This is a genomic window from Streptomyces sp. NPDC097107 (assembly GCF_044762405.1).
GTDB lineage: Bacteria > Actinomycetota > Actinomycetes > Streptomycetales > Streptomycetaceae > Streptomyces > Streptomyces thinghirensis.
Map to the genome: position 1 here is coordinate 51,702 of NZ_JBIWEF010000002.1, position 23,464 is coordinate 75,165.

Below are 23,464 nucleotides of genomic sequence, written 5' to 3' on the forward strand. Positions count from 1 at the left end.
GCCCCGCCTTGGCGACACTCGCCTGCACCTGGAAGGGGGCGGACGACGGTGATGGCCGAGCACACGTCTCAGATGTTGGTGGAGGAGTTCGAAACGATCGCGTCCGCCGCTCCTGAGACCGTCATGTTGGAGTTCATCGACGGACGGATCGGAGTCAGGAAGGCGACGGACGGGGATCACGGCACCATCGTGTCCTGGTTGGTCAAACGCTGTGTGCGGGCCCGGCCCGACCTGGATCTGTGCCCGGCACAAGGCCTGCGGGTCGACGCGTACCGGCAGAGCAGGGCCCGGCCGGACGCCGTCCTCGCGCCTGCGGCCCACTTCGCGGGGCACGGGGCATGGGCCGAACCGGACGGAGTGCTCATGGTCGTCGAGGCCACCTCGTACGACGCGGACACGGACCGGCGGCTCCGCTTGGAGAAGCCGGCCGCGTACGGGGAGTCGGGGATCCCTCTCTACCTCTTGATCGACAGGGACTCGCGCACGGTCACGGTGCGCAGCAGCCCCGACCGGCAAGTCGGCGGCTACCGGGACGCCCGCGTCACGAAGTTCGGCGAGACGTTGGTCCCCGACCCGGTCGGCATCGAACTCGACTGGAGATCCTCAAGAGCTACGTACGTTGAAACGACGAGGTCCCGTCCCGGAACAACCGGACGGGACCTCGACTGCGCAGGCCCTCTACGCGAGCAGCGCCGGGATCGTGCCCTCGTGGGCCTCGCGCAGGTCGGTCAGGGGGAGGGTGAACTCGCCCTGGACCTCGACCGCGTCGCCGTCCACGACACCGATGCGGGTCGCCGGCAGGCCGCGCGCACCGCACATGTCGTTGAAGCGCAGTTCCTCCGAGCGCGGGACGGCGACGACCGCGCGGCCCGCCGACTCCGAGAACAGGAACGTGAAGGCGTCGAGCCCGTCCGGTACGACCAGACGCGCGCCCTTCCGCCCGAGCAGCGCCGACTCGACGACCGCCTGGACCAGACCGCCGTCGGACAGGTCGTGCGCGGAGTCGATCATGCCGTCGCGGGAGGCGGAGATCAGGATCTCGCCGAGCAGGCGCTCGCGCTCCAGGTCGACCTTCGGGGGCAGGCCGCCGAGGTGGTCGTGGACGACCTGGGACCAGGCCGAGCCGCCGAACTCCTCACGGGTGTCACCGAGGAGGTAGAGCAGCTGGCCCTCCTCCTGGAAGGCGACCGGCGTGCGGCGGGCCACGTCGTCGATGACGCCCAGCACGGCCACCACGGGGGTGGGGTGGATGGCCGCCTCGCCCGTCTGGTTGTAGAGCGAGACGTTGCCGCCGGTCACCGGGGTGCCCAGCTGAAGGCAGCCGTCCGCCAGACCGCGCACGGCCTCCGCGAACTGCCACATGACCGCCGGGTCCTCGGGCGAGCCGAAGTTCAGGCAGTCGGAGACGGCGAGCGGCTTGGCGCCGGTCGTCGCCACGTTGCGGTAGGCCTCCGCGAGGGCCAGCTGGGCGCCCGTGTACGGGTCGAGCTTGGCGTACCGGCCGTTGCCGTCGGTCGCGATGGCGACGCCGAGGCCGGACTCCTCGTCCACCCGGATCATGCCGGAGTCCTCGGGCTGGGCGAGAACGGTGTTGCCCTGCACGAAGTGGTCGTACTGCTGGGTGATCCACTGCTTGGACGCCTGGTTGGGTGAGCCGACCAGCTTCAGGACCTGGTCCTTGAGCTGCTCGCTCGTCTCCGGCCGGGGCAGCTTGTTCGCGTCGTCGGCCTGGAGGGCGTCCTGCCAGTCGGGGCGGGCGTAGGGGCGCTCGTAGACCGGGCCGTCGTGGGCGACCGTGCGCGGGTCGACGTCGACGATCTTGCCGCCGTGCCAGTAGATCTCCAGGCGGTCGCCGTCGGTGACCTCACCGATGACGGTGGCGATGACGTCCCACTTGTCGCAGATCTCCAGGAAGCGGTCGACCTTCTCCGGCTCCACGACCGCGCACATGCGCTCCTGCGACTCGCTCATGAGGATTTCCTCGGGCGAGAGGGTCGAGTCGCGCAGGGGGACGTCGTCCAGGGTGACGCGCATGCCGCCGGAGCCGTTCGACGCCAGCTCGGACGTGGCGCAGGACAGGCCCGCCGCGCCGAGGTCCTGGATGCCGACGACGAGCTTCTCCTTGAACGCCTCCAGGGTGCACTCGATGAGGAGCTTCTCCTGGAAGGGGTCTCCGACCTGGACGGCGGGGCGCTTGGAGGGCTTGGCGTCGTCGAAGGTCTCGGAGGCCAGGATCGAGGCGCCGCCGATGCCGTCGCCGCCGGTGCGGGCGCCGTACAGGATGACCTTGTTGCCCGCGCCGGACGCCTTCGCGAGGTGGATGTCCTCGTGCCGCATGACGCCGATGGCACCGGCGTTGACCAGCGGGTTGCCCTGGTAGCAGGCGTCGAAGACGACCTCGCCGCCGATGTTGGGCAGGCCCAGGCAGTTGCCGTAGCCGCCGATGCCGGCGACGACGCCGGGCAGGACGCGCTTGGTGTCGGGGTGGTCGGCGGCGCCGAAACGGAGGGGGTCCACGACGGCGACCGGGCGGGCGCCCATCGCGATGATGTCGCGGACGATGCCGCCGACGCCCGTGGCCGCGCCCTGGTAGGGCTCGACGTACGACGGGTGGTTGTGCGACTCGACCTTGAAGGTGACCGCGTAGCCCTGGCCGACGTCGACGACACCGGCGTTCTCGCCGATGCCGACGAGCATCGCGTCGGACTCGGGGGCCTTCTCGCCGAACTGGCGCAGGTGGACCTTGCTGCTCTTGTACGAGCAGTGCTCGGACCACATGACGGAGTACATGGCGAGTTCCGCGCCGGTGGGGCGGCGGCCGAGGATCTCCACCACCCGCTCGTACTCGTCCTTCTTCAGGCCCAGCTCGGCCCAGGGCAGCTCGACGTCGGGGGTCGCGGTCGCGTGCTCGACCGTGTCCAGAGGCGTCCGGCTCATGCGTTGACCAGCTTCTTGAGGATCGAGGTGAAGAACGGGAGGCCGTCGGTGCGGCCGGTGCCGATCAGCGGCTCGACGGCGTGCTCGGGGTGCGGCATGAGGCCGACGACGTTCCCGGCGGCGTTGGTGATGCCGGCGATGTCGTTGAGCGAGCCGTTCGGGTTCATGTCCAGGTACCGGAAGGCGACCCGGCCCTCGGCCTCCAGCACGTCCAGCGTCCGCCGGTCGGCGACGTAGCGGCCGTCCATGTTCTTCAGCGGGATGCGGATCTCCTGGCCGGCGGCGTAGTCGCTGGTCCAGGACGTGTCCGCGTTCTCCACCCGCAGCTTCTGGTCGCGGCAGATGAAGTGCAGGTGGTCGTTGCCCAGCATGCCGCCGGGCAGCAGGTGCGCCTCGGTGAGGATCTGGAAGCCGTTGCAGATGCCGAGCACCGGGAGGCCGGCCCTGGCCTGGTCGATGACCGTGTCCATCACCGGCGAGAAGCGCGCGATGGCGCCGGCGCGCAGATAGTCGCCGTAAGAGAAACCACCGCAGAGCACCACGGCGTCGACCTGCTTGAGGTCCTTGTCCTTGTGCCAGAGGGCCACCGGTTCGGCGCCGGCGACGCGGATCGCGCGCTGCGTGTCCCGGTCGTCGAGACTGCCGGGGAAAGTGACGACGCCAATACGAGCGGTCACTTCACTGCCCCCGCGACTACGTCGTCGGACTCGACCTTGACGGTGAAGTCCTCGATCACGGTGTTGGCGAGGAAGGATTCCGCGAGATCACGGATGCGGGCGAGGGCGGCGTCGTCGACCGGCCCGTCCACTTCCAGTTCGAATCGCTTTCCCTGACGTACGTCCGAGATCCCCTCGAAACCCAGCCGCGGCAGTGCGCGCTGCACCGCCTGGCCCTGGGGGTCGAGGATCTCCGGCTTGAGCATGACGTCGACTACGACGCGTGCCACTGGCACTCCCGGTGTGTGGTGCTGAGCAGGTTCCTTCAGACTACCCGTACAAAATTTCTACGCGCGTAGCCTTGGAGGAAACCACGTGAGCCCTGTCACGATTCGGCATCGGGAGGAGGTACTCACGAAAAGCTTCGGGAAAGATCCCGGATCTGGCATGGACGCCTATTGCGCGACGGACACGCGGAGAGATTTAGTCGGGCTTCCCATTGCAATGCCGGGCACTGTACAAATGAAATGTCATTAGCCGATACTTTGCCCAATTACAGGCGAACAGTCGGCATCATCGCGATGTCCTGGCACGTCATCGCGGAGATGCCGCACGAAGGGACCGATATTCGTGGCGCAGCGTGTCGTGGTCACTCTCTTTGACGACATCGACGGCTCGGAAGCGGCGGAGACGATCGCCTTCGGTGTCGACGGCCGGATGTACGAGATCGACCTGAACGAAGCCAATGCCCGAAAGCTGCGCAAGGCTCTCGAGCCGTTCGTGTCGGCCGGCCGCAAGCGGTCCCGGTCCGGCAAGGCGTACCGGCAGACGGAGGTCGCCCCCGACCCGGCGGCGGTCCGGGCCTGGGCGCAGGCGAACAAGATGGACGTGCCCGCGCGGGGCCGGATCCCGAAGAAGGTGTACGAGGCGTTCGCCGCGGCACGGTGAGCCGTACGCGGCGGGTCCTGCGTCGCGGGCCGTGCGCGATGCTCCCTGCGTCGCGGGCCGTACGCGATGCTCCCTGTATCGCGGGCCGTACGCGATGCTCCCTGCTGGGTGAGCCGTACGTGCGGGCCGCGCCTGGCGGGAGCGGCCGACGGCCGCTCAGCCGCCCCTCGCGGCAACCGACTTGCGCAGCACCCCGGGTGATCAGCTAAAGTCTGGAGCACGCCGAGGGGCGAGGCCGAAAGGCCCAGCTCACGGAACACGCGGGTGTAGTTCAGTAGTAGAACATCCCCCTTCCAGGGGGAAGGCGCAGTGTGCAATTCCTGTCACCCGCTCTGCACCGCCGTACCGATCATTCTATTTGATCAGGTAGGCTGGTGCTCGCACCGATCGGTGAAGGCCGGTCGGGGGCAATGCGGACGTAGCTCAGTTGGTAGAGCGCAACCTTGCCAAGGTTGAGGTCGCGAGTTCGAGCCTCGTCGTCCGCTCGGGTATCAGACCCCGGTCCTCCGTGGACCGGGGTCTTTTCGTGCCTCCGGCGCGGTGATCGGCCGTTCCCTCTGACATTTGTCATGCCCGGTGATGACGGCTCGCACTGTCCCCCGGCCCGGATGGCCGTAATGCTTGAAGCATGCAATCAAACGGACACGAACACGTGATTGAGGTCACCGACCTGCGACGTGTGTACGGGGGCGGGTTCGAGGCCGTGCGCGGAATCGACTTCTCCGTGCGCCGCGGCGAGGTCTTCGCCCTCCTCGGCACCAACGGCGCCGGCAAGACATCGACGGTGGAACTGCTGGAGGGCCTCGCCGCTCCGGCCGGCGGGCGGGTGCGGGTCCTCGGTCACGACCCGTACACCGAGCGGGCCGCCATACGCCCCCGCACCGGGGTGATGCTCCAGGAGGGCGGCTTCCCGTCCGAACTGACCGTCGCGGAGACCGCGCGGATGTGGGCGGGCTGTGTGAGCGGGGCCCGCCCGCCGGCGGAGGTGCTGGCGATGGTCGGCCTGGAGAACAAGGCCGACACCCGCGTGAAGCAGCTGTCCGGGGGCCAGCGGCGCCGCCTGGACCTGGCGCTCGCGCTGCTCGGCGACCCCGAGGTGCTCTTCCTCGACGAGCCCAGCACCGGACTGGACGCCGAAGGCCGCCGGGACACCTGGGAGTTGGTGAGCGCGCTGCGCGACGGTGGTACGACGGTGCTGCTGACCACGCACTACCTGGAGGAGGCCGAGAACCTCGCCGACCGGCTCGCGATCATGCACGAGGGCCGGATCGCCGCCACCGGAACGCCGGCCGAGGTGACCGCCGCGCAGCCGTCCCGGATCTCCTTCGAACTGCCCACGGGCTACTTCGTGGGCGACCTGCCGCCGCTCGACGAACTGGGCGTCGGCGGACACGAGGTCGACGGCCGGATGGTCAGGCTGCGCACCCATGAACTCCAGCGCGCCGCCACCGGACTGCTGGTGTGGGCCGGACAGGCCGGAGTGGAACTGCGCCGCCTGGACGTGCGGTCGGCGTCCCTGGAGGAAGCCTTCCTGGGGATCGCGAGGGAGGCGTCCGCGGGGACGGCCGAGGGCACGGCGACGAAGGAGTACGCGGCATGAGCGCCACGACCACCAGGCACTCCGCGGCGCGCGCCACGAACGCCACGGTCACCACACCGATGGGGCGCATGACCGCCCTCGCCCGCGTCGAGATGACCCTGCTCGGACGGAACAAGGGCACCCTCTTCGCCGCGCTGTTCGTGCCGCTGGTGCTGCCGCTCAGCGTCTGGTCGGCGTCCAAGGAGATGGACCTCGCCGAGGCCGGACTGACCACCGGCACGCTCGTCCTGCCCGCCGCGATCGGCTTCTCCCTGCTGTTCGCCGTCTACTCGGCCCTCGTCGGCGTCTTCGTCGTCCGGCGCGAGGAACTCGTCCTCAAGCGGCTGCGCACCGGCGAGCTGCGGGACGCCGAGATCCTGAGCGGGTCCGCGATGCCGGCCGTCCTCAGCGGCCTCGTGCAGAGCCTCCTCCTTGCGGCGGGCTGCTTCGTGCTGCTCGACCTGTCCGCGCCGCCCGCGCCGCATCTGGCCGTCGTCGGCCTGCTGCTCGGCCTGGTGATGTGCGCCGCGCTCGCGGCCGTCACCGCGAGCTTCACCCGGACCGGTGAGAGCGCGCAGGTCACACCGCTGCCGTTCATGTTCGTCTCGATGCTCGGCTCCGGCATGTTCGTCCCGCTGGAGGTGCTCCCCGACCGGCTGGCCTCCTTCTGCGAACTGCTGCCGCTGACCCCCGTCATCACCCTGGTGCGCGGTGGCTGGACCGGCGACCTGTCGGCCTACGAGGCGCTGGGCGCCGTGGTGACGGCGGTGGCCTGGACCGTGGCCGCGGTGTTTGCTGTACGGCGGTGGTTCCGCTGGGAGCCGCGGCACTGAGGTACGGGGCGAGTGGGAGCAGTGGGTCGGATGCGCAGGCCGGGCGGATGGTGGCGGCGGAAGAGCACGCCGGAGAAGGTGGAGACGTACACGCGGTGGTCGTTCCACTTCTTCGGGGTCATGGAGATCGTCGCCATGGGACTGTCGGCCTTCGGACGGGTCGACGCCCGGCTCGCGACCGCGCTCTTCCTGGTGGTCGGCGTGCACGCCACCGTCCTCATGCTGGTCGCGTCCCGGACGCTGGACTGGGAACTCGGCCTGCGGGCGAAGCCCGTACGGCTGCTGTGGACGCTCGCCGTCCTCACCGCGGTGATCGCGTGCGCCGCACTCGGCGCCGCCGAGGGCGGGTCGTACGGTGGGGACGGCGCCGCGGCGGCGGGCACGGCCTTCGGGGGTGTCGTGACCATCGGGTCCGGCATCATCGCGCTCGGCCTGCGCAGCCGGCGGCACGCGATCGCGCTCGTCCTCGGCTTCTCGGCCGGCGCCGCAGCGCTCTCGCTCCTGCTGGACGTGCCGGCCCCCGCCGCCCTCTTCACCGCGGGCGTCGTGCTGGTGGGCGGCGGTTTCGTCGCCTTCGCCTGTGTCTTCTCCGTATGGCTGCTCAACGCCGTCTACGAACTGGACCAGGCGCGGGAGACCCGGACCCGGCTCGCCGTCGCCGAGGAGCGGCTGCGGTTCGGCCGGGACCTGCACGACGTGATGGGCCGGAACCTGGCGGTGATCGCGCTCAAGAGCGAACTGGCCGTCCAGCTGTCCCGGCGCGGCAGGCCCGAGGCGGTGGAGCAGATGATCGAGGTCCAGCGCATCGCCCAGGAGTCGCAGCGGGAGGTCCGGGACGTCGTGCGCGGCTACCGGGAGACCGCCCTGGAGGTCGAACTGGCCGGCGCCAGGGGCGTGCTCTCGGCGGCCGGCATCGTCTCGGAGGTCACCGGCGAGACGGCCGGACTGCCCGCCGAGGTCCAGTCGGCGCTCGGCTGGGTGGTGCGGGAGGCGACGACGAACGTGCTGCGGCACGGCAACGCGGAGAAGTGCGCCGTGACGGTGCGGATTTCGGAGGGGCGGGTAGTGCTGACGGTGGAGAACGACGGGGTGGCGGAGACGGCCGAGGAAGAGCCCTCGGGCGGGTCCGGGCTCGCGGGGCTGCGGGAGCGGCTGTCCGCCGTGGACGGCACGCTGGACGCCGGTCGGGCCGGCAAGGGCGTGTTCCGGCTCACGGCCCAGGTGCCGCTGCCGGCGGCCGGTTCCGCGGTGCTGGAGGCCGCGTCGTGACGACTCCCGTACGGGTGCTGCTCGCCGACGACGAGCACCTCATCCGCGGGGCGCTGGCGGCCCTGCTGTCCCTGGAGGACGACCTCGTCGTGGTCGCCGAGGCGGCCACCGGCCCGGAGGCACTGGCGATGGCACGGGCGCACGCGCCCGACGTCGCCGTACTGGATCTCCAGATGCCCGGCGCGGACGGTGTGAAGGTCGCCACATCCCTGCGGGCCGAGCTGCCCGCCTGCCGGGTGCTGATCGTGACCGGTCACGGGCGGCCCGGCCATCTGAAGCGGGCGCTCGCGGCGGGGGTGCGCGGGTTCGTCCCCAAGACGGTCAGCGCCCAGCGGCTCGCCGAGCTGATCCGCGCGGTGCACGCCGGAAACCGCTACGTCGACCCGGAGTTGGCCGCCGACGCGATCTCCGCCGGGGACTCTCCGCTGACCGCGCGCGAGGCCGAGGTGCTGGAGCACGCCGCCGACGGGGCGCCCGTCGCGGAGATCGCCGAGCGTGCCGCACTCGCGGAGGGGACCGTACGGAACTATCTGTCGTCGGCCGCGAGCAAGCTCGGCGCCGAGAACCGGCACGCGGCGGTGCGGCTCGCGCGGGAGCGGGGTTGGGTATAGTGGCTGTCGCGCCACGGCGAAGTCCACGGATTCCGTACACGGCGCAGTGCGAACGTAGCTCAGTTGGTAGAGCGCAACCTTGCCAAGGTTGAGGTCGCGAGTTCGAACCTCGTCGTTCGCTCAGTGTGAGGAAGCCCCCGGTTCCGGCCGGGGGCTTTCTCGTGCCCGCAGTGCCGCGGCCACGACGGCACGGCGGCACGGCGGCTACGACCAGGTCAGGCCGGTCAGGCGCTCGTACGCCTCCACGTACTTGGCGCGGGTCGCGTCCACGACCCGCCGCGGCAGCGGCGGCGGGGGCTGCTCGCTCTTCCGGTCCCAGCCGGACTCCGCCGAGGTCAGCCAGTCCCGGACGAACTGCTTGTCGTACGACGGCTGCGCGCGGCCCGGCTGCCACTGGTCCGCCGGCCAGAAGCGGGAGGAGTCCGGAGTGAGGACCTCGTCGCCGAGGACGAGGTCGTCGCCGCTCTCGCCCGCGAAGCCGAACTCGAACTTGGTGTCCGCCAGGATGACGCCGCGGTCGCGGGCGATGTCCCGGGCGCGGGAGTAGACGGCGAGGGTGGCCTGGCGCAGGGCGGCCGCGGTGTCCGCGCCGGCCTGGCGGGCGACCTCCTCGTAGGAGACGTTCTCGTCGTGCTCGCCGACCTCGGCCTTGGTGGCCGGCGTGAAGATCGGGGCGGGCAGCTCCGAGCCGTCGACGAGGCCCTCGGGGAGCGCGAGGCCGCAGACGGTGCGGGTCTCGTTGTACTCGGCCAGCCCCGAGCCGGTGAGGTAGCCGCGGGCCACGCACTCCACGGGGACCATCCGCAGGGACTTGCAGACCAGCGTGCGGCCCTCCCAGTCGGCGGGGGCGCCGGGGGGCAGCTCGGTGCTCAGGACGTGGTTCGGGACCAGGTCGACGAGCTGGTCGAACCACCACAGGGATAGCTGGGTGAGGACCCGGCCCTTGTCGGGGATCTCGGTCGGCAGCACCCAGTCGTAGGCGGAGATGCGGTCGCTGGCGACCATCACGAGGTCGCCCGCCTCGTTCTGGTACAGCTCGCGCACCTTGCCGGTGTGCAGATGCACCAGACCCGGAACCCTGATCGGCTCGGGCTTTTCGACGAATCCGGACACGGTTCCTCCCCGTGGTTCTGTCCAAGTGGTTCCGATTCTCCCGTACGGCCGGGTGATCGGGGACGGCGGGTCGGTCCGGGTACGGGTCAGTCCCGTTTGCAGATGCGGTCCAGGAGGTTGGCGGTGGCCCGCTGGACGCGGGGGTCGACGTGGCCGGGGCGGTCCAGCGCCGGCGACCAGGCGAACGTCCCGGACGCGAAGACCCAGGCGCCCGACGGCGCCCGGTACAGCGACGTCTCCTGGTGGCGCCGGGCCCCTTCGACGTCGGTGTACGGGCTGTGCGCGAGCAGGACCCGTTCGTCGTGCCGGGGGAGCGCGGTGCGCGGGAAGTAGCGGTCGGCCTCGCCCGCGACCAGGTCCTCGATCTCGTCGCCCTCGTGCGCTCCGGTGGCCTCCCAGAGCCAGTGCCCGGCGTTGCGGACGATCAGCGGATGCGGTTCGGGGACGCGGCCGGCGTACTGGATGCCGAGCAGTTGCTGTTCGGCGCGGTCGACCTCCCGCCACAGCACCGGCCGGCCCGGGCCCCGGCGCTTGCGGCAGGTCAGCAGGCGGTCGGGGGTGCCGGACGGGGAGGCGGCCAGCTCCACCTGCCAGTACATGGTGTTGGCGGAGAGGAAGACCAGGGACGTGCCGTGCTCGCGGGCGAGTTCCGTGGTGCGGCGCATGGCGGCGGACCAGTACTCGTCGTGCCCGGGGAAGACCAGGCCCCGGTAGCGGGTCGGGTCGACGCGGCCGGAGTGCAGGTCGCGCGCGTCGGCGTAGGCGAGGTCGTAGCCGTAGCGCTCGGCGAAGCGGATGAAGTCGTAGGCGTGGCCGACATGCAGGGGCAGGCCGGCACCCGCGTACGGGCGGTCGAAGGAGACGGTCGTCGCGGCGTCCGCCTCGCCGAGGAGCCGGCCGTCGTCGTCCCAGGCGTGGTAGAGGCTGGCGCCGGTGCGGCCGTCCTCCGGGTAGAGGTTGTAGGCCTGCCAGGTGATGTCCGGCAGGAGGAGGAGCAGGTCGGCCGGGTGGCTGTCGCGGACCGTGAAGGGCACGTGGGAGCGGTAGCCGTCGGCGGTGGTCAGGACGGCCACGTACGCGCCGATGTTCCAGTACGACGGGATCTGGAGCCGCCAGGACAGCCACCAGTGGTGGCAGGAGACCGTGCGGTCGGCGGTGAGCGGCGGGGGCTGGACGATGCCGGACAGGCGGGGGCTGGTGGTGATCTTGGCGGCGCCGTCACCGCCGTAGTGGCCGATCCGGTAGACGTCGACGCTGAATTCCTGGGGCGGGTCGACGGTGATGTGGAAGTCGATGGCCTCGCCGGGGGCGGCGGCTCCGGTGGCCGTGAAGCCCTTGATCTGGCGGCGGACGTCGTCGGCGCCGCGCGGGCCGCCGCCGTCGGTGCGCCACCCTTGGGTCTTCGTGCCGGTCCTGCCGTCCGGGTCCGGATCCGGTACGGCGTCCTGGTCCGCGTACCAGGCGACGACCTGGCCGGTGTCGCCGAAGTACGTCTCGCCCCCGCGTAACCAGGGGACGGGCCCCTGTCCGAAGGGATCCGTCACGGCATGCGCGAGTGCTCCCGACTCCCAGCGGCGGATCTGCTCGGGCCCCATGGGACAGTCCCCTCCCTCGTGCCCCCGTGGTCGTGCGTATGACGAACGCCTTTGCCATGTGCGCGATCGGTCCCAGCACATCACATTTCGCGCGCGTGCTGTCACTGTTCGTCGCGAAGTGGCCCAAGAAGTGGCCCAAGAAGTGGCCCAGAGTGGAATCGGCGAGTCCGATTCGGCGTTCCGGCACGGTAGCCGGTGGGGCGGGTCAGACCAGGCGCACCGGCTTTTCCGGGCGTATGCCGAGCTCGGTCATCCAGACGCGCAGGGGGCCCGGGTCGCCCGTCTCGACCAGGCTGCGGACGTGGAGGCCCAGGTCCACGGCGCGGGCGCCGTCGACCAGGAGGGAGGGCCCGTCGAGCCAGTCGAGGCCGGGGGTCGCGCCGGCGGTGTCCATCGCCGCGCAGCACACCATCGCCGTGATGTGGGCGGTGAGGATCTCTCGGCCGGTGCGCGGGGGCTGAAGAGGGAGGAGGGGCAGGGCGCGGTCGTCCCAGAGGGCGGCGTCCGGGCCGACCGGCGCCACGGCTCCCTGGACGGGGGCCTGGGCCCCGGTCGGCTGCGCCTCCGCCTCCTCGCGGGCGAGCTGGGCACTGAGCCCTGCGGCGAGGGCGGCTCCGCGGGCCGTGGTGCCAACCAGGTCGTCATCGTCGTCGGCGGCGTCCTCGGCGGAGGGGGCGGGGGAGGCGGCACGGTGTTCCGGGTGGCGGTCGCCGGGAGTGTCCGCGTCGCCGTGGGTGCCTAGGTGGGCGGCGGGGGCGGCGTGCGTTTCGTGGGCGGCCTGCGCGTCGTAGGCGGCCTGCGCGTCGTGCCCGGGGTGCCCGGCGTGCTCGCCGTACGGCGGATGCGCGGCGGCGTCGGTGCCGGGCTCGGCCACCGGTAGGGGCCCCGTACCGGGCTCGGTCACCGCTCCAGTGCCGGTGCCGGGCTCGGTACCGGGCTCAGCGTCGGTGCCGGGCTCGGCCACCGCTCCAGTGCCAGTACCGGACTCGGTCACCGCTCCAGTGCCGGTGCCGGGCTCGGTACCGGGCTCAGCGTCGGTGCCGGGCTCGGCCACCGCTCCAGTGCCAGTACCGGACTCGGTCACCGCTCCAGTGCCGGTGCCGGGCTCGGTACCGGGCTCAGCGTCGGTGCCGGGCTCGGTCACCGCTCCAGTGCCAGTACCGGACTCGGTCGCCGCTCCAGTGCCGGGTCCCGTCCCCGTGTCGGTCGCGGCTGTCGCGTTCCGTGGAGTGGAGGGGCCGTCGGCGACCGGCGTGGGGGTTGTCGTGAGGTGGTCCAGGACGCGGGCCAGGGTCGGGCCGTCCGTGCCCGGTGTCCCGCCGTCCGCGGTGCGGCGGACGCCCAGGGTGTCCAGGACGCGGTGGAGGCGGGCCGCGTCCGTGCGCCAGGTCCGGTCGACGACCTCCTCGGGGTACTCGTCCCAGGCCACCGGAGCCCAGTCCGGACCGGTCTCGGCCGGCCCGCCGTGGAAGAGGCGCGCGGCGAGGAGGGAGACCGCCTCGTCCATCACCCCTGGCTCCTCCAGCAGGTCGCAGGCCGGACGCTCGCCCAGGCGGGAGGCGAAGCCCTCGGCCAGGCGGTCGCGGCGGGACAGCTCCGTGAGCGCGGCGACGACGCCCACGTCCAGCCGGGAGGGCCAGCGGCCCATCCGCCAGGCGGGCAGCGCCACCCGGGTCAGCAGCCGGTCCCAGCCCGCGTAGGCGAGCCCGACCTGCTCCTGCGCGACGATCCGCAGACCGTAGTCCACAGCCTGTGCCCGCTCGGCGGCCGCGGTCGCGACCCCGCGCTCCATCTGTGCCGCGTGGACCCGGCAACTGCGCAGCAGGAGCCGGGACACCCAGCCGAGGCCCGCGCATGCCGCCCGGGACAGCGGACCGCGCCTGCCCGACGAGGCCACCGCCACCGCGGCGTCCAGGCCCCGTATGAAGCGGCGGGCCGCGGCTATGTCGGGGTGCGCCGAGGGGCCCGCACCGGCGACGACCGGGGCGAGGACGGCACGCAGTTCGCCCACGCGCATCCACCACAGGAAGGGCGAGCCGATGACGAGTACGGGCGCGGGGCCGGTGCGGCGGTGGGCGGGTCCGCCGACGCCGGCCACGTCGTCGTGTTCCTCCACGGGCGGCGGGCCGTGGGCCGGGTGGGTGCGGTCCTCCAGCCAGCTGTCGCAGTCCGGTGTGAGCGCTATCGCGGAGGGGGCGGGGACGTCCAGCCGGTCGGCCAGGTCGCGCACCATCCGGTAGAGGTCCGGCGCGGACTCCTCGGCGATCGTGACCGTCGGGGTCACGGCGGGCCGGGAGCGGGCGACGACGAGGGCGACTCCGGCGGCGGCCGCCAGCACGAGAAGCGCGAGTGCCGACACCGCCCAGCGGGCCGTGTCCCAGCCTCCGCCCGCGAGGTGCCCGGTGGAGCCGCCCACGAGCAGGATCACGGCGGCCGCAGCGGGCAGCAGGGCCACGGCCAGCGCCCTGCTGCGGATGCGCAGCACGGCCACCGCCCGGGAGCGCGCTGCCTGCGCGCCCATCTCCACACCACCGATACCGGTCACGGCCGGACCTCACCCCCTCCTTGCTGCCCTGGACTTTCCTGCTGCTCTCCGGCTCTTGCTCACTCCCCCACTGTGGCACCCGCCACTGACATCGCAATGCCGGTGGGCCAAGTGCCGGAATGCCTGCGCGGCACCATAGTTGGGGCCTTCGTGCCCGTCAGCCGTATGGCGCATCGGTCACTCGATGGAATGGCTTTGGGGAAAGGTGGATGACGGACAGCAAAGATCAGGCCCCGGCTCCTGAGACGGAGCCGGGGCCTGTCGGGTTCGGTGGCGGGAGTTTTCCGCAGGGCCGGGTCAGGCGCCCGCGGCCGCCTTCGCCGCGATGTCGGTGCGGTGCTGGGAGCCGTCGAGGCCGATGCGGGCAACGGCCCGGTAGGCGCGGTCGCGGGCCTCGGTGAGGTCCGTACCGGTGGCCGTGACGGACAGGACGCGGCCGCCGGCGCTGACGACGGCGTCGCCCTCGGCGCGGGTGCCGGCGTGCAGGACGTAGGCGTGCGGGGCGTCCTCGGCGGCCACCTCGTCGAGGCCGGCGATCGGGTCGCCGGTGCGCGGGGTGCCGGGGTAGTTGTGGGAGGCGACGACCACGGTGACGGCCGCGTCGTCGCTCCAGCGCAGGGGCTCCAGGTCGGCGAGGTTGCCGGTGGCGGCGGCCATCAGCAGACCGGCGAGCGGCGTCTTGAGGCGGGCCAGCACGACCTGGGTCTCCGGGTCGCCGAAGCGGGCGTTGAACTCGATCACGCGGACGCCGCGCGAGGTGATCGCGAGCCCGGCGTACAGCAGTCCGGAGAACGGGGTGCCGCGGCGGCGCATCTCGTCGACGGTCGGCTGGAGCACGCTCTGCACGACCTCGTCGACCAGCTTGGGGTCGGCCCAGGGCAGTGGCGAGTACGCGCCCATGCCGCCGGTGTTCGGGCCCGCGTCGCCGTCGAGCGCGCGCTTGAAGTCCTGGGCGGGCTGGAGCGGGCGTACGTTCTCGCCGTCGGTGACGGCGAAGAGGGAGACCTCCGGGCCGTCCAGGAACTCCTCGATGACGACGCGGTCGCACGCGTTCGCATGCGCGCGGGCCGCCTCGATGTCGTCGGTGACGACGACGCCCTTGCCTGCGGCCAGCCCGTCGTCCTTGACGACGTAGGGCGCGCCGAAGGCGTCGAGGGCCGCGTCGACCTCGGCCGGGTTCACACAGACGTAGGAGCGTGCCGTGGGGACGCCGGCGCCGGCCATGACGTCCTTGGCGAATGCCTTGGAGCCCTCCAGCTGCGCGGCCTGCCCGGACGGGCCGAAGACCGGGATGCCCGCCTCGCGTACGGCGTCGGCGACCCCGGCGACGAGGGGCGCCTCCGGCCCGACCACGACCAGTTCGGCACCGAGCCCGGTGGCCAGCGCGGTGACGGCCGCGCCGTCGAGGGCGTCGACCTGGTGCAGTTCGGCGACCTCGGCGATACCGGCGTTGCCGGGTGCGCAGTGCAGCGCGGTGACGTCGGGGTCGAGGGACAGGGAACGGCACAGGGCGTGTTCGCGGGCGCCGCCGCCGATGACAAGGACCTTCACGGGGTGAAGCCTAATGGGAACGGCCCGGTGCGGTTTGTGCGGGCTTCCGAAGGGGCGGGGCGGGGGGCTTGTGGGTTCCTCCAGTGCGGGGCCCGGGCCCGCGGCCGGCACCCCGCCTGCTCGTGCGGACTACTCGTGCGGAATCTCCTCGACCACCGACGCCCCCAGCTCCCGTACCAGCAGTTCCTTGCCGGAGAGGGCCGACTCGTCGAGGTCGGGGTCGTCGTCCTCGGGGATGTCGTCCTCGGGGGAGACCGGGCGCGGCTCGGGGGCCGGGGGCCGGGGCGCTGGGGCGGACGCCGAGTCGGACGCCGGTCCCGGCGCGGCGGGCGCGGACGGTGCGGGAGGCGGGGCCGCGGGCGAGGGTGCCGACGGGCGCTGTGCGGGCGCACCGCCTCCGGAACCGCCACCACCGCCGTAACCGCCACCACCGGCACCACCGGCACCACCGGCACCGGACCCGCCGTAGCCACCGGAGGGACCGGCGGGCGGCGGAGACGCCGAGCCGCCGGACGGGTCGACGACCGCCTCGATCTTCCACTGCACGTTGAACTGCTCGGCCAGGGCCTGCCGCAGCACGTCCTCGCTCCCGCTGCTCATGAAGTTGTCGCGAGCACCGGCGTTGACGAAGCCGATCTGGAGGGATGTGCCGTCGAAGCCTGTCACCTGGGCGTTCTGGCTGAGCAGGATCCAGGTGAACCGGCGGCGGTTCTTGACCGCCTCGAGGATGTTGGGCCAGATCGTGCGGGGGTCGACTCCCGCACCCGGCGGCGGAGAGGCGGGCCCGGGGGCGGCGGCGGCCGGCACGGGTGCCGGAGCCGGAGTCGAGGCGGGACCGGAAACGGAAACGGGAGCGGGAGCGGGAGCGGGAGCGGCCGGGGGCCGGGACTGGCCGCCGCCCGCCGGTGCCGCCGTTGGCCATCCTCCGGGACGCCGCCCGCCGCCCGCGGGAGCCGCGGTCGGCCAGGCACCGGGTGCGGGTGCGGGTGCGGCGGGAGGCGCCTCGGCGGGGGCGGCGGGGGCGGCGGGAGGTACGGGGGCGGCCTGGGGCTGCCCGCCGCCCGCGGGGGCGCCGCCTTCGCCGGGAGCGGGACCCGTACCGGTACCGGCAGCCGTCGGCCGTTCCGGGCGGTCCGCCCGCGGAGACGGCTCCGCCGGGGCACCGCCACCACCGGGTCCGGGCGCCCGGACCGCCGCCCGGGCAGCGGCGGGCCCGCCGCCCGGCGGAACCGGAGCGGCGGCGGCCGCGACCCCACCGGTACCGGCACCGGCATGCGCCTCGGGCCCGGGCACGTATCCCATGGCGGGCGACCCTGCGCCCGCGCCCGCGGAGAACTGCACACCGCGTTCGATCCGGTCCAGGCGCGCCATCACCGAACGCTCGTCGCCGTACGCGGCGGGCAGCAGCACGCGCGCGCAGATCAGCTCCAGCTGGAGGCGGGGCGCGTGGGCCCCGCGCATCTCGGTGAGCCCCTCGTTGACGATGTCGGCGGCACGGCTCAGCTCGGCGGCACCGAAGGAGCTCGCCTGGGACCGCATCCGTTCGACGACGTCGGCCGGGGCGTCGATGAGCCCCTTCTCCGCCGCGTCGGGCACGGCGGAGAGGATGACCAGGTCACGGAGGCGCTCCAGCAGATCGGTGACGAAGCGCCGCGGGTCGTTGCCGCCCTCGATCACCCGGTCCACGACCTCGAAGGCGGCCGAGCCGTCCCCCGTGACGAACGCCTCGACGACGGAGTCGAGCAGCGAGCCGTCCGTGTAGCCGAGCAGGGCGGTCGTCATGTCGTACGTCACACCGTCGGCGCCGGCGCCCGCGAGCAGCTGGTCCATGACGGACATGGAGTCCCGGACGGATCCCGCGCCGGCCCGCACCACCAGCGGCAGCACGCCGTCCTCGACCGGGATCTCCTCCTTGCCGCACACCTCGCCGAGGTAGTCGCGCAGGGTGCCGGGCGGCACGAGGCGGAAGGGGTAGTGATGGGTCCGCGACCGGATGGTCCCGATGACCTTCTCGGGCTCGGTGGTCGCGAAGATGAACTTCAGGTGCTCCGGGGGTTCCTCGACGACCTTCAGCAGGGCGTTGAAGCCCTGCGGGGAGACCATGTGGGCCTCGTCGATGATGTAGATCTTGTACCGGCTGGAGGCGGGCCCGAAGAAAGCCTTCTCACGCAGGTCACGGGCGTCGTCCACGCCTCCGTGCGAGGCGGCGTCGATCTCGATGACGTCGATCGAACCCGGCCCGTTGCGCGCCAGGTCGCGGCAGGACTGGCACTCGCCGCACGGGGCCGGCGTGGGGCCCTGCTCGCAGTTCAGGCAGCGGGCCAGGATCCGGGCGCTGGTCGTCTTGCCGCAGCCGCGCGGACCGCTGAACAGGTACGCGTGATTGACCCGGTTGTTCCGCAGCGCCTGCTGCAGCGGGTCGGTGACATGCCCCTGCCCGATGACCTCGGCGAAGGACTCCGGGCGGTAACGGCGGTAGAGCGCGAGAGACGACACGCATACGAGGTTATAGGCGCCCACCGACAACCGGCCCGCCCCGGGAAAGCGGACCCGCCCCGTGAACGCAGGCGCCCCCCACGCACCCGCCAGAGCCGACCTACCCTTGCTGCCTTCCGGCCCTGGGGGAGTTCAGTCAGATAGCGCCGCGTGAGGGGCTGGGCCATACGTTACCCGATGTGGGGCCCCCAGAACGAGTTCGCAAGCACTCTCCGACGTCATGTAATGTTCTCTGCGGAGGATTCGCCTAGAGGCCTAGGGCGCACGCTTGGAAAGCGTGTTGGGGGCAACCCCTCACGAGTTCGAATCTCGTATCCTCCGCCAGTGCCTCACCGGGCACGAAGTCGAAGGGCCCCACCGTTCGCGGTGGGGCCCTTCGACGTACTTTGGTCTCAGTTTTGGTCTCAGTTGCCATGATCGGATGGGCGCGGACCTGGGCGGACGGCGTGCATCCGCCAGCGCCTCTGACGCGCATCCCCGTGGTGGGCGCCGCCCCGAACCTTCTTCCCTCGGCTCCCGCGGCAGCCACAACGGTCGAGTGGGCCGGCTCCGCACGTAGTGCGGCCTCATCACACACAACGTCGCCTACCTCTGCGGGACCCAAGTGCCCTTCATGCGGGGCCGGCCACCACCGCCGGGGCTGCCACCAAAAACACGGATCGTACTGCTGGGTAGCAGCTTCAGGCGGCATGTCTCTCGAACGGGGAGGGATGCCTGGCCCGACCGACAGTGTGGCGGTTGGGAAAGCAAGGCAGACCCCACTTGCTGGCAGCCAACGTTTCCCAGCGAGGCCCTCCACCCGTGCTCCCCAAGGAAGAAAACGATCATGAGCGCTGTAATCCCCGAGGCATCAACGGCGACGCCGCCCTCAGGCGGACGGTGCATCTCCACCGCTCCCACAGCTCTCGCCCCTGGGCCCACCCCCGTCTCCTGGCAGCAACTCCGCGCCAGGCCGACCTCGGCCGCCCGGGCTGCGACTCCACGGCTGTGCGCCCACCGTCGTGGGAGCGCATGGCCGAGTTCAGCCGCCGCGACTCGCCTGGGCCAGCCCACCATCTCCTCGTCCATGGCCTCTACATCCCCAGCCGAGTGCCTGCCAGTCGCGTTGGTCCCCTTCCCGCCTCAGTGGACCCGTCGCTCGGCCGTGAGCTGAGCCGCCGGACGACAAAGCGGCCCAAGAGGGCGCATCTCTGCTCGAAGTCCGACGGGAGCCAGCCGCGGCTCAGCAGGCGCGGGTGTGCGGCAAACGCCGTAATCGCGGCAACGACGAAAGCGAGCGATGCCCATGGCGTTTGTACACGCGTCGTCACCTGCTGGCCGCGCGTGCTGATGAAGCTCGTCTGGAAGGTGTCCGGAGCAACAAGTTCGATCGCGCTCAGAGCCCTCCAGTCGAGGTCGAGCTCGCATGTCGGGTTCGCGAAATGCAGCCTGCGGGGCGTGAGCGTCACCGCTCCTGGCCCATCCACCACCCATCGTGGCTGCGCGTCACGCGCAGCCTGCCGGCGCCGTGTGGAGTTGCCGAGTGCTGAGCCCACCAGACTCCCGATGACGACTGTGGGACTGCCGACGGCGACCACATTGCTGTGCTGATGGCGGCCGTCTCCCAGGGCTCGCCAAGTCGAGCGCTGACCGGGGCCCACGGCAAGCGCGCGGTCGCCTTGATCCAGTCTTGCGGTTGTGGCGACCAAGGGGCGGCCAGAAAGGCGGCCGTCAAGGAGGTCGGCGAGGATGTCGCACGTGTGCCACAGATACTCGTCCAGCGGTGACTACGCCGGCCGGTTCGCGTTCTCCGGCGGCGGCGCGAAAGGGTTGGGCACTGTCACTTCGGTATCCGTCCGAGGATCCATCGATTACCTAGCGCGATCAACCCTATCCACGCCGCACTACGAGCGGGATGCCGTTCACCTGATGACCGATTTCGTTCGCACGGACAGCTGGACGAGGGACAGGCGCTAGCCTCACGCGCTGGACGCGACTGCACCCTCGCCGACATGGCCTACATCGGTGCAGGCAAGTGGGTCACCACCCCGAAACGCCAGCCGCACCAAGGCGAACTCACCACGACCGAGCAGACGGCCAGCCGGGCTTGTCAGCCGCACGCGCACCCATCGAACAAGGAGTCGCCGAAATCTCACGAGTCTTCTGCGGAGCCCGACGCGTCCGAACCGCATGACCGCGACACCGCTGAAATTCTCAATCTGCCACTCACGCGTGCGGAACCACCTCACGACGCACCAGGCCGGTGGTCACAATTGGAGAGACATATTCCACCTCGAGTCATTCCAGTATACGGAAACCCCAAGGAAGATATTTCGACACCACCTCTGCGGCCCTAGCAGGATGGCCTCGCTCGCCGTATCCCGAGGTCATCAACGGAACCGCTGCCGGTGCGCCGACCGCTCCAGGGCATCGATAATCAGCCCCGATGTTCTGTCGGTATTGCGTTATTGCACAACTAACCTAGGCTCATCGAGCATCCTTCGCAGCCACTCCCTCACGGGGGGCTAGCGCCGAAACAACAGACACGAAGGGAACACTGTTGAGACGCGCAGTCCACAGAAGCCTGCTGGCCTTATTCGCGGCCCTTGGGATAACCCTGGCCTCCAGTACGGCAGCGAACGCGCACTACGTCTACTACGCGGACCTCGTATGGTCGAACGCCGATTCGTCGCGATGCGTCATGAACCGGTCTGAGACGTCACACGGTTCGACGGGCGGAGGCTACTTCCGCGGTGACTCGATGTCCCAGGCCGAACTCAGCTCCATTCCGTCCGACTGCATTCTCCCCTGGGAGCGCAACACCGGGTGGCTCGCAGAAGGATTCGTCATCTACAAGTGGTACGTCGACGCCCAGGGTGATGGCTCCTGGCTCATCTGCGACCGGACCGATCAGTGGTACATGAACTCCGAACCGGCATCCACGATGCGCATCACCAGCACCGCCCCGGCAGGCGGCGCGTGCGGCTCCGGCTACTACGGTCTCGGCAACTACGCAGGTATGAAGGACGGCAACGCGTGGTACGGCTGGGACGTCATGATGTGGTCTGGATCCCACCTGCTGCCTGACACGTCGTTCGCGGCACCGCCGGCACCGACCGAGGCGCCCCCTGGAGTAAACGACGACAACGTGGCACCGGCAGGATCGATGCCGGACACCATGCCCGTGTCGGATTCCAACGGGAAGCCCGCCCTCGACGCATCGGGCAACCCCATCGAGACGCAGGTACTCCCGGAGGCCCCGACCGGGGCCAAGAGTCTCGCCACGGCGAACGCTCCGCGACACTTCACGACCGCTCCGAACGGTGCCACCATCGAAGAGGTCGAAGTCGTACTCGACGGCCTCGTAAGGTAGGGACGCAAGTCCCAAGGAACACAACAGCTCCGGCGCGGACCACTTCCCGCGTCGGAGCTGCGGCGCGGCAAGGAGCGCCAATGCGACTCTCACCAAACAAGAAGAGGAGTCATAAATTGGTCACCTTGCAACGCATTTGCGGGTTCCTCGCACTCATTTCCCTTGCATGGATCGGGTTTATCGCATTCCTGACAACACCTGACGCACTACTTTTTGCCGCCAAGCGCGGCTCCCTCATTACTCCGATTTCGATCCTCATCCTTTCCGCCGGCGGGTGGATTGCAATCTCATACAGCTTACGGAAAATATCCGACCGCTGACCGGATCAGCACCTTGCATCGCTCCTCACCGGTCACGCAAACGTCACCGCCATCGTCGAGTCCCTGGCCGACATGGCCCGGGCGGGTCGGATCTACTCCGCGATCGACGGCGAGGCATACCGCTGGATCGTCGACCACGTCGGACTGAAGCTGTACGACCTGTCCTGACTGGCTCTGGAGCCGTATTGGAGTCGCCGTCGGTAGCGCGAGAAGGCTCCGGCTGGTCTCAGTTCTGGTCTCATTCGCGCCCGTCCGGCCCTGTCCGAACAGGGCCACCCCGAACGAACCGCCGCAGGCCGGCACGGGTACGGCCTGCTCCGGACCCCCGTACGAACATTTGGAAAGCGTGTTGGGGGCAACCCCTCACGAGTTCGAATCTCGTATCCTCCGCCAGTGCCTCACCGGGCACGAAGTCGAAGGGCCCCACCGTTCGCGGTGGGGCCCTTCGACGTTGTCCGTCTCGGTTTCCGTCTCAGTTCGCCGTCGGCGACTCCCGGGTGGCGTCCCCGACTTGCCGCGCGACCTTCCGCAGCATGGTCCCCGTCACATGCATGTAGCGAGCGCGCACCCGGGCCGCTCCCCGGGCTCCCACCCCATGATCGAGTCGGCCACGACGTCCGGGACGCCGAGGATCAGCAGGACGGTCGCGGCGGTGTGGCGAGCGTCACGGAGACGACCGTCCCGCACGCCGGCGTCCCGAAGCAGCCGCTTCCAGACGTGGAAGTCGATGCTGGGGCTCAGCGGCCCACCGGTCGGCGAGGCGAACACGTACCCCCTGCCCTCCCGGTCCGCACCGGCCGCGAGCCGCTCCCGCTCCTGGGTCTCCCGGTGCTGCCGAGCCCGGTGCGAGGCCGAGGTGGAGCCGGGTCATGTCATCGACATCCGACGTGAGGAGGGCGACCGGCCAGGCTGACGCAAGGCCGCTTCCGCGACGGTGGCGTCAATCGCGTACTTGTGCCCGTGCAGGCCGGCGCCCTTGAGCAGTTGGGCCGCCGCCTTGGCCGCCGCCTCCGTGATCGGCTCCCCCTTGACCTGGGAGAGCGCCCATTGCAGTAGGGGCACATTCACCCGGGCGTGGCTCACCTCCACGATGGTGTTGGCGCTGACGACGAGGTCCGCTCCCATGTTGTGGAACACCTGGAGCATCGCCGGAATCTTCCGGTCCTGCGCCACCCAGGCCGACAGCCCCGCACTGCCCAGGACGACGGTCGGTCCCGGTAGCGGCAGTCCATGCGACGCGCCAGTTCAGCGGGCCCAGTAGCGGTATGCCTCGATCCATTGCCAGCCCTCGGCGGCGGGTTCCGGCAGCGGCAGGTCCAGGATTCCGATGTCCTGTCGGACCGCCCCACGGACGCAGCGTGCGACCACGCGTCCGTCCTCGGTCAGATCGACACCGACCGCGCTCACCTCGACGCCGAGAACAGTCGTGGTGAACGGCACGGCAAGGCTCTCCTCGATCATCGTGAAGAAGCCGGTGAGCTGCTCATCCTCGCCGTAGGCGTCGGCGGTGGCCTCTTCGGTCACGCCTCCAGCGCGGCTGGGTCCCAGGTGCTCATGGCCTTACCGTAGCGCTGCACCGTACGGTTGGGACCGGTGTGTTCAGCAGCGGCGTATCCGTCGTGGCGCCGTCGCCCGCAGTCAGGCCAAGGCCCGTGATTT

15 protein-coding genes, 4 tRNA genes, 1 other RNA gene and 3 pseudogenes are annotated in these 23,464 nt (G+C 70.9%); 11 read left to right on the forward strand and 12 right to left on the reverse strand.

Translation table 11 applies throughout. From position 1 onward, the window contains the following. Positions 1 to 51 precede the first annotated feature (51 nt). Positions 52 to 623 (forward strand): annotated as a pseudogene (locus tag ACIQ1J_RS03905) (Uma2 family endonuclease). A 55-nt stretch (positions 624 to 678) separates the two neighbouring features. Here ACIQ1J_RS03905 and purL read toward each other — a convergent pair. Genes purL through purS form a run of 3 tightly spaced genes read right to left on the reverse strand, consistent with a single transcriptional unit; the run spans position 679 to position 3,883 of the window. Continuing rightward, positions 679 to 2,937 (reverse strand): phosphoribosylformylglycinamidine synthase subunit PurL, encoded by a 2,259-nt coding sequence (gene purL / locus ACIQ1J_RS03910; RefSeq protein WP_210962146.1) that lies wholly within the window; start codon positions 2,935 to 2,937, stop codon positions 679 to 681. Further along, entirely contained in the window at positions 2,934 to 3,614 is a 681-nt protein-coding gene (gene purQ, locus ACIQ1J_RS03915; RefSeq protein ID WP_403553904.1) for a phosphoribosylformylglycinamidine synthase subunit PurQ, read from the reverse strand. The genes purL and purQ overlap by 4 nt, the downstream gene beginning before the upstream one ends. Continuing rightward, entirely contained in the window at positions 3,611 to 3,883 is a 273-nt protein-coding gene (gene purS / locus ACIQ1J_RS03920; protein WP_403553906.1) for a phosphoribosylformylglycinamidine synthase subunit PurS, read from the reverse strand. Before purS ends, purQ begins: the two co-directional genes overlap by 4 nt. A 340-nt stretch (positions 3,884 to 4,223) precedes the next feature. Here purS and ACIQ1J_RS03925 point away from each other — a divergent pair, with 340 nt between their 5' ends. The 8 genes from ACIQ1J_RS03925 (at position 4,224) to ACIQ1J_RS03960 (ending at position 8,954) form a co-directional block, all read left to right on the forward strand. Further along, complete coding sequence (locus ACIQ1J_RS03925) at positions 4,224 to 4,541, forward strand: Lsr2 family protein (protein WP_121747880.1); 318 nt, start codon at positions 4,224 to 4,226, stop codon at positions 4,539 to 4,541. A gap of 260 nt (positions 4,542 to 4,801) precedes the next feature. Then, positions 4,802 to 4,873, forward strand: a tRNA-Gly gene (locus ACIQ1J_RS03930). Positions 4,874 to 4,953: 80 nt separating this feature from the next. After that, positions 4,954 to 5,026 (forward strand) — tRNA-Gly (locus ACIQ1J_RS03935). A gap of 143 nt (positions 5,027 to 5,169) precedes the next feature. Continuing rightward, a complete protein-coding gene (locus ACIQ1J_RS03940) occupies positions 5,170 to 6,141 on the forward strand; it encodes an ABC transporter ATP-binding protein (RefSeq protein ID WP_403553909.1) in 972 nt (323 codons plus the stop codon). Further along, complete coding sequence (locus ACIQ1J_RS03945; protein ID WP_403553911.1) at positions 6,138 to 6,953, forward strand: ABC transporter permease; 816 nt, start codon at positions 6,138 to 6,140, stop codon at positions 6,951 to 6,953. The genes ACIQ1J_RS03940 and ACIQ1J_RS03945 overlap by 4 nt, the downstream gene beginning before the upstream one ends. A gap of 30 nt (positions 6,954 to 6,983) precedes the next feature. Continuing rightward, complete coding sequence (locus ACIQ1J_RS03950) at positions 6,984 to 8,222, forward strand: sensor histidine kinase (RefSeq protein ID WP_403553913.1); 1,239 nt, start codon at positions 6,984 to 6,986, stop codon at positions 8,220 to 8,222. Further along, the gene (locus tag ACIQ1J_RS03955; protein ID WP_210962151.1) at positions 8,219 to 8,833 is read left to right on the forward strand and encodes a response regulator transcription factor; all 615 of its coding nucleotides are present in this window, start codon (positions 8,219 to 8,221) and stop codon (positions 8,831 to 8,833) included. Before ACIQ1J_RS03950 ends, ACIQ1J_RS03955 begins: the two co-directional genes overlap by 4 nt. A gap of 48 nt (positions 8,834 to 8,881) precedes the next feature. After that, positions 8,882 to 8,954 (forward strand) — tRNA-Gly (locus tag ACIQ1J_RS03960). A gap of 83 nt (positions 8,955 to 9,037) precedes the next feature. Here the strand turns inward: ACIQ1J_RS03960 and ACIQ1J_RS03965 are convergent. The 6 genes from ACIQ1J_RS03965 to ffs all read right to left on the reverse strand — a co-directional run bounded on the left by ACIQ1J_RS03965 (position 9,038) and on the right by ffs (position 18,295). Continuing rightward, positions 9,038 to 9,946 (reverse strand): phosphoribosylaminoimidazolesuccinocarboxamide synthase, encoded by a 909-nt coding sequence (locus ACIQ1J_RS03965; protein WP_403553915.1) that lies wholly within the window; start codon positions 9,944 to 9,946, stop codon positions 9,038 to 9,040. Between the two features lie 86 nt (positions 9,947 to 10,032). Then, positions 10,033 to 11,541 (reverse strand): N,N-dimethylformamidase beta subunit family domain-containing protein, encoded by a 1,509-nt coding sequence (locus tag ACIQ1J_RS03970; RefSeq protein WP_403553917.1) that lies wholly within the window; start codon positions 11,539 to 11,541, stop codon positions 10,033 to 10,035. Between the two features lie 205 nt (positions 11,542 to 11,746). Further along, entirely contained in the window at positions 11,747 to 14,086 is a 2,340-nt protein-coding gene (locus ACIQ1J_RS03975; RefSeq protein WP_403553918.1) for a hypothetical protein, read from the reverse strand. Positions 14,087 to 14,383: 297 nt separating this feature from the next. Beyond that, positions 14,384 to 15,637, reverse strand: coding sequence for a phosphoribosylamine--glycine ligase (purD, locus tag ACIQ1J_RS03980; protein WP_210962155.1), 1,254 nt, complete (start codon positions 15,635 to 15,637; stop codon positions 14,384 to 14,386). 129 nt (positions 15,638 to 15,766) lie between these two features. Then, positions 15,767 to 18,133, reverse strand: a complete 2,367-nt coding sequence (locus ACIQ1J_RS03985) for a DNA polymerase III subunit gamma and tau (protein ID WP_403553920.1) — start codon at positions 18,131 to 18,133, stop codon at positions 15,767 to 15,769. Positions 18,134 to 18,200: 67 nt separating this feature from the next. Then, positions 18,201 to 18,295: signal recognition particle sRNA small type (ffs, locus tag ACIQ1J_RS03990), an RNA gene on the reverse strand. A gap of 74 nt (positions 18,296 to 18,369) precedes the next feature. Here ffs and ACIQ1J_RS03995 point away from each other — a divergent pair. Further along, positions 18,370 to 18,457: transfer RNA gene (locus ACIQ1J_RS03995), tRNA-Ser, on the forward strand. Positions 18,458 to 20,873: 2,416 nt separating this feature from the next. Then, positions 20,874 to 21,485, forward strand: coding sequence for a hypothetical protein (locus ACIQ1J_RS04000; RefSeq protein WP_254882252.1), 612 nt, complete (start codon positions 20,874 to 20,876; stop codon positions 21,483 to 21,485). Between the two features lie 792 nt (positions 21,486 to 22,277). Here the strand turns inward: ACIQ1J_RS04000 and ACIQ1J_RS04005 are convergent. The 3 genes and pseudogenes from ACIQ1J_RS04005 to ACIQ1J_RS04015 form a co-directional block, all read right to left on the reverse strand. Next, positions 22,278 to 22,642: pseudogene (locus tag ACIQ1J_RS04005) on the reverse strand (tyrosine-type recombinase/integrase); the annotation flags it as partial. A gap of 22 nt (positions 22,643 to 22,664) precedes the next feature. After that, positions 22,665 to 23,032 (reverse strand): annotated as a pseudogene (locus ACIQ1J_RS04010) (DNA-binding protein); the annotation flags it as partial. A gap of 18 nt (positions 23,033 to 23,050) precedes the next feature. Beyond that, positions 23,051 to 23,329, reverse strand: coding sequence for a hypothetical protein (locus tag ACIQ1J_RS04015; protein ID WP_403553922.1), 279 nt, complete (start codon positions 23,327 to 23,329; stop codon positions 23,051 to 23,053). Positions 23,330 to 23,464: the final 135 nt, after the last annotated feature.

Bases quoted from the DNA above. Each gene is read 5' to 3' on its own strand.
- ACIQ1J_RS03950 (WP_403553913.1), top strand. From the start codon at position 6,984: ATGCGCAGGCCGGGCGGATGGTGGCGGCGGAAGAGCACGCCGGAGAAG.
- ACIQ1J_RS04000 (WP_254882252.1), top strand. From the start codon at position 20,874: ATGTCCCAGGCCGAACTCAGCTCCATTCCGTCCGACTGCATTCTCCCC.
- ACIQ1J_RS03945 (WP_403553911.1), top strand. From the start codon at position 6,138: ATGAGCGCCACGACCACCAGGCACTCCGCGGCGCGCGCCACGAACGCC.
- ACIQ1J_RS03970 (WP_403553917.1), bottom strand. From the start codon at position 11,541: ATGGGGCCCGAGCAGATCCGCCGCTGGGAGTCGGGAGCACTCGCGCAT.
- ACIQ1J_RS03940 (WP_403553909.1), top strand. From the start codon at position 5,170: ATGCAATCAAACGGACACGAACACGTGATTGAGGTCACCGACCTGCGA.
- purL (WP_210962146.1), bottom strand. From the start codon at position 2,937: ATGAGCCGGACGCCTCTGGACACGGTCGAGCACGCGACCGCGACCCCC.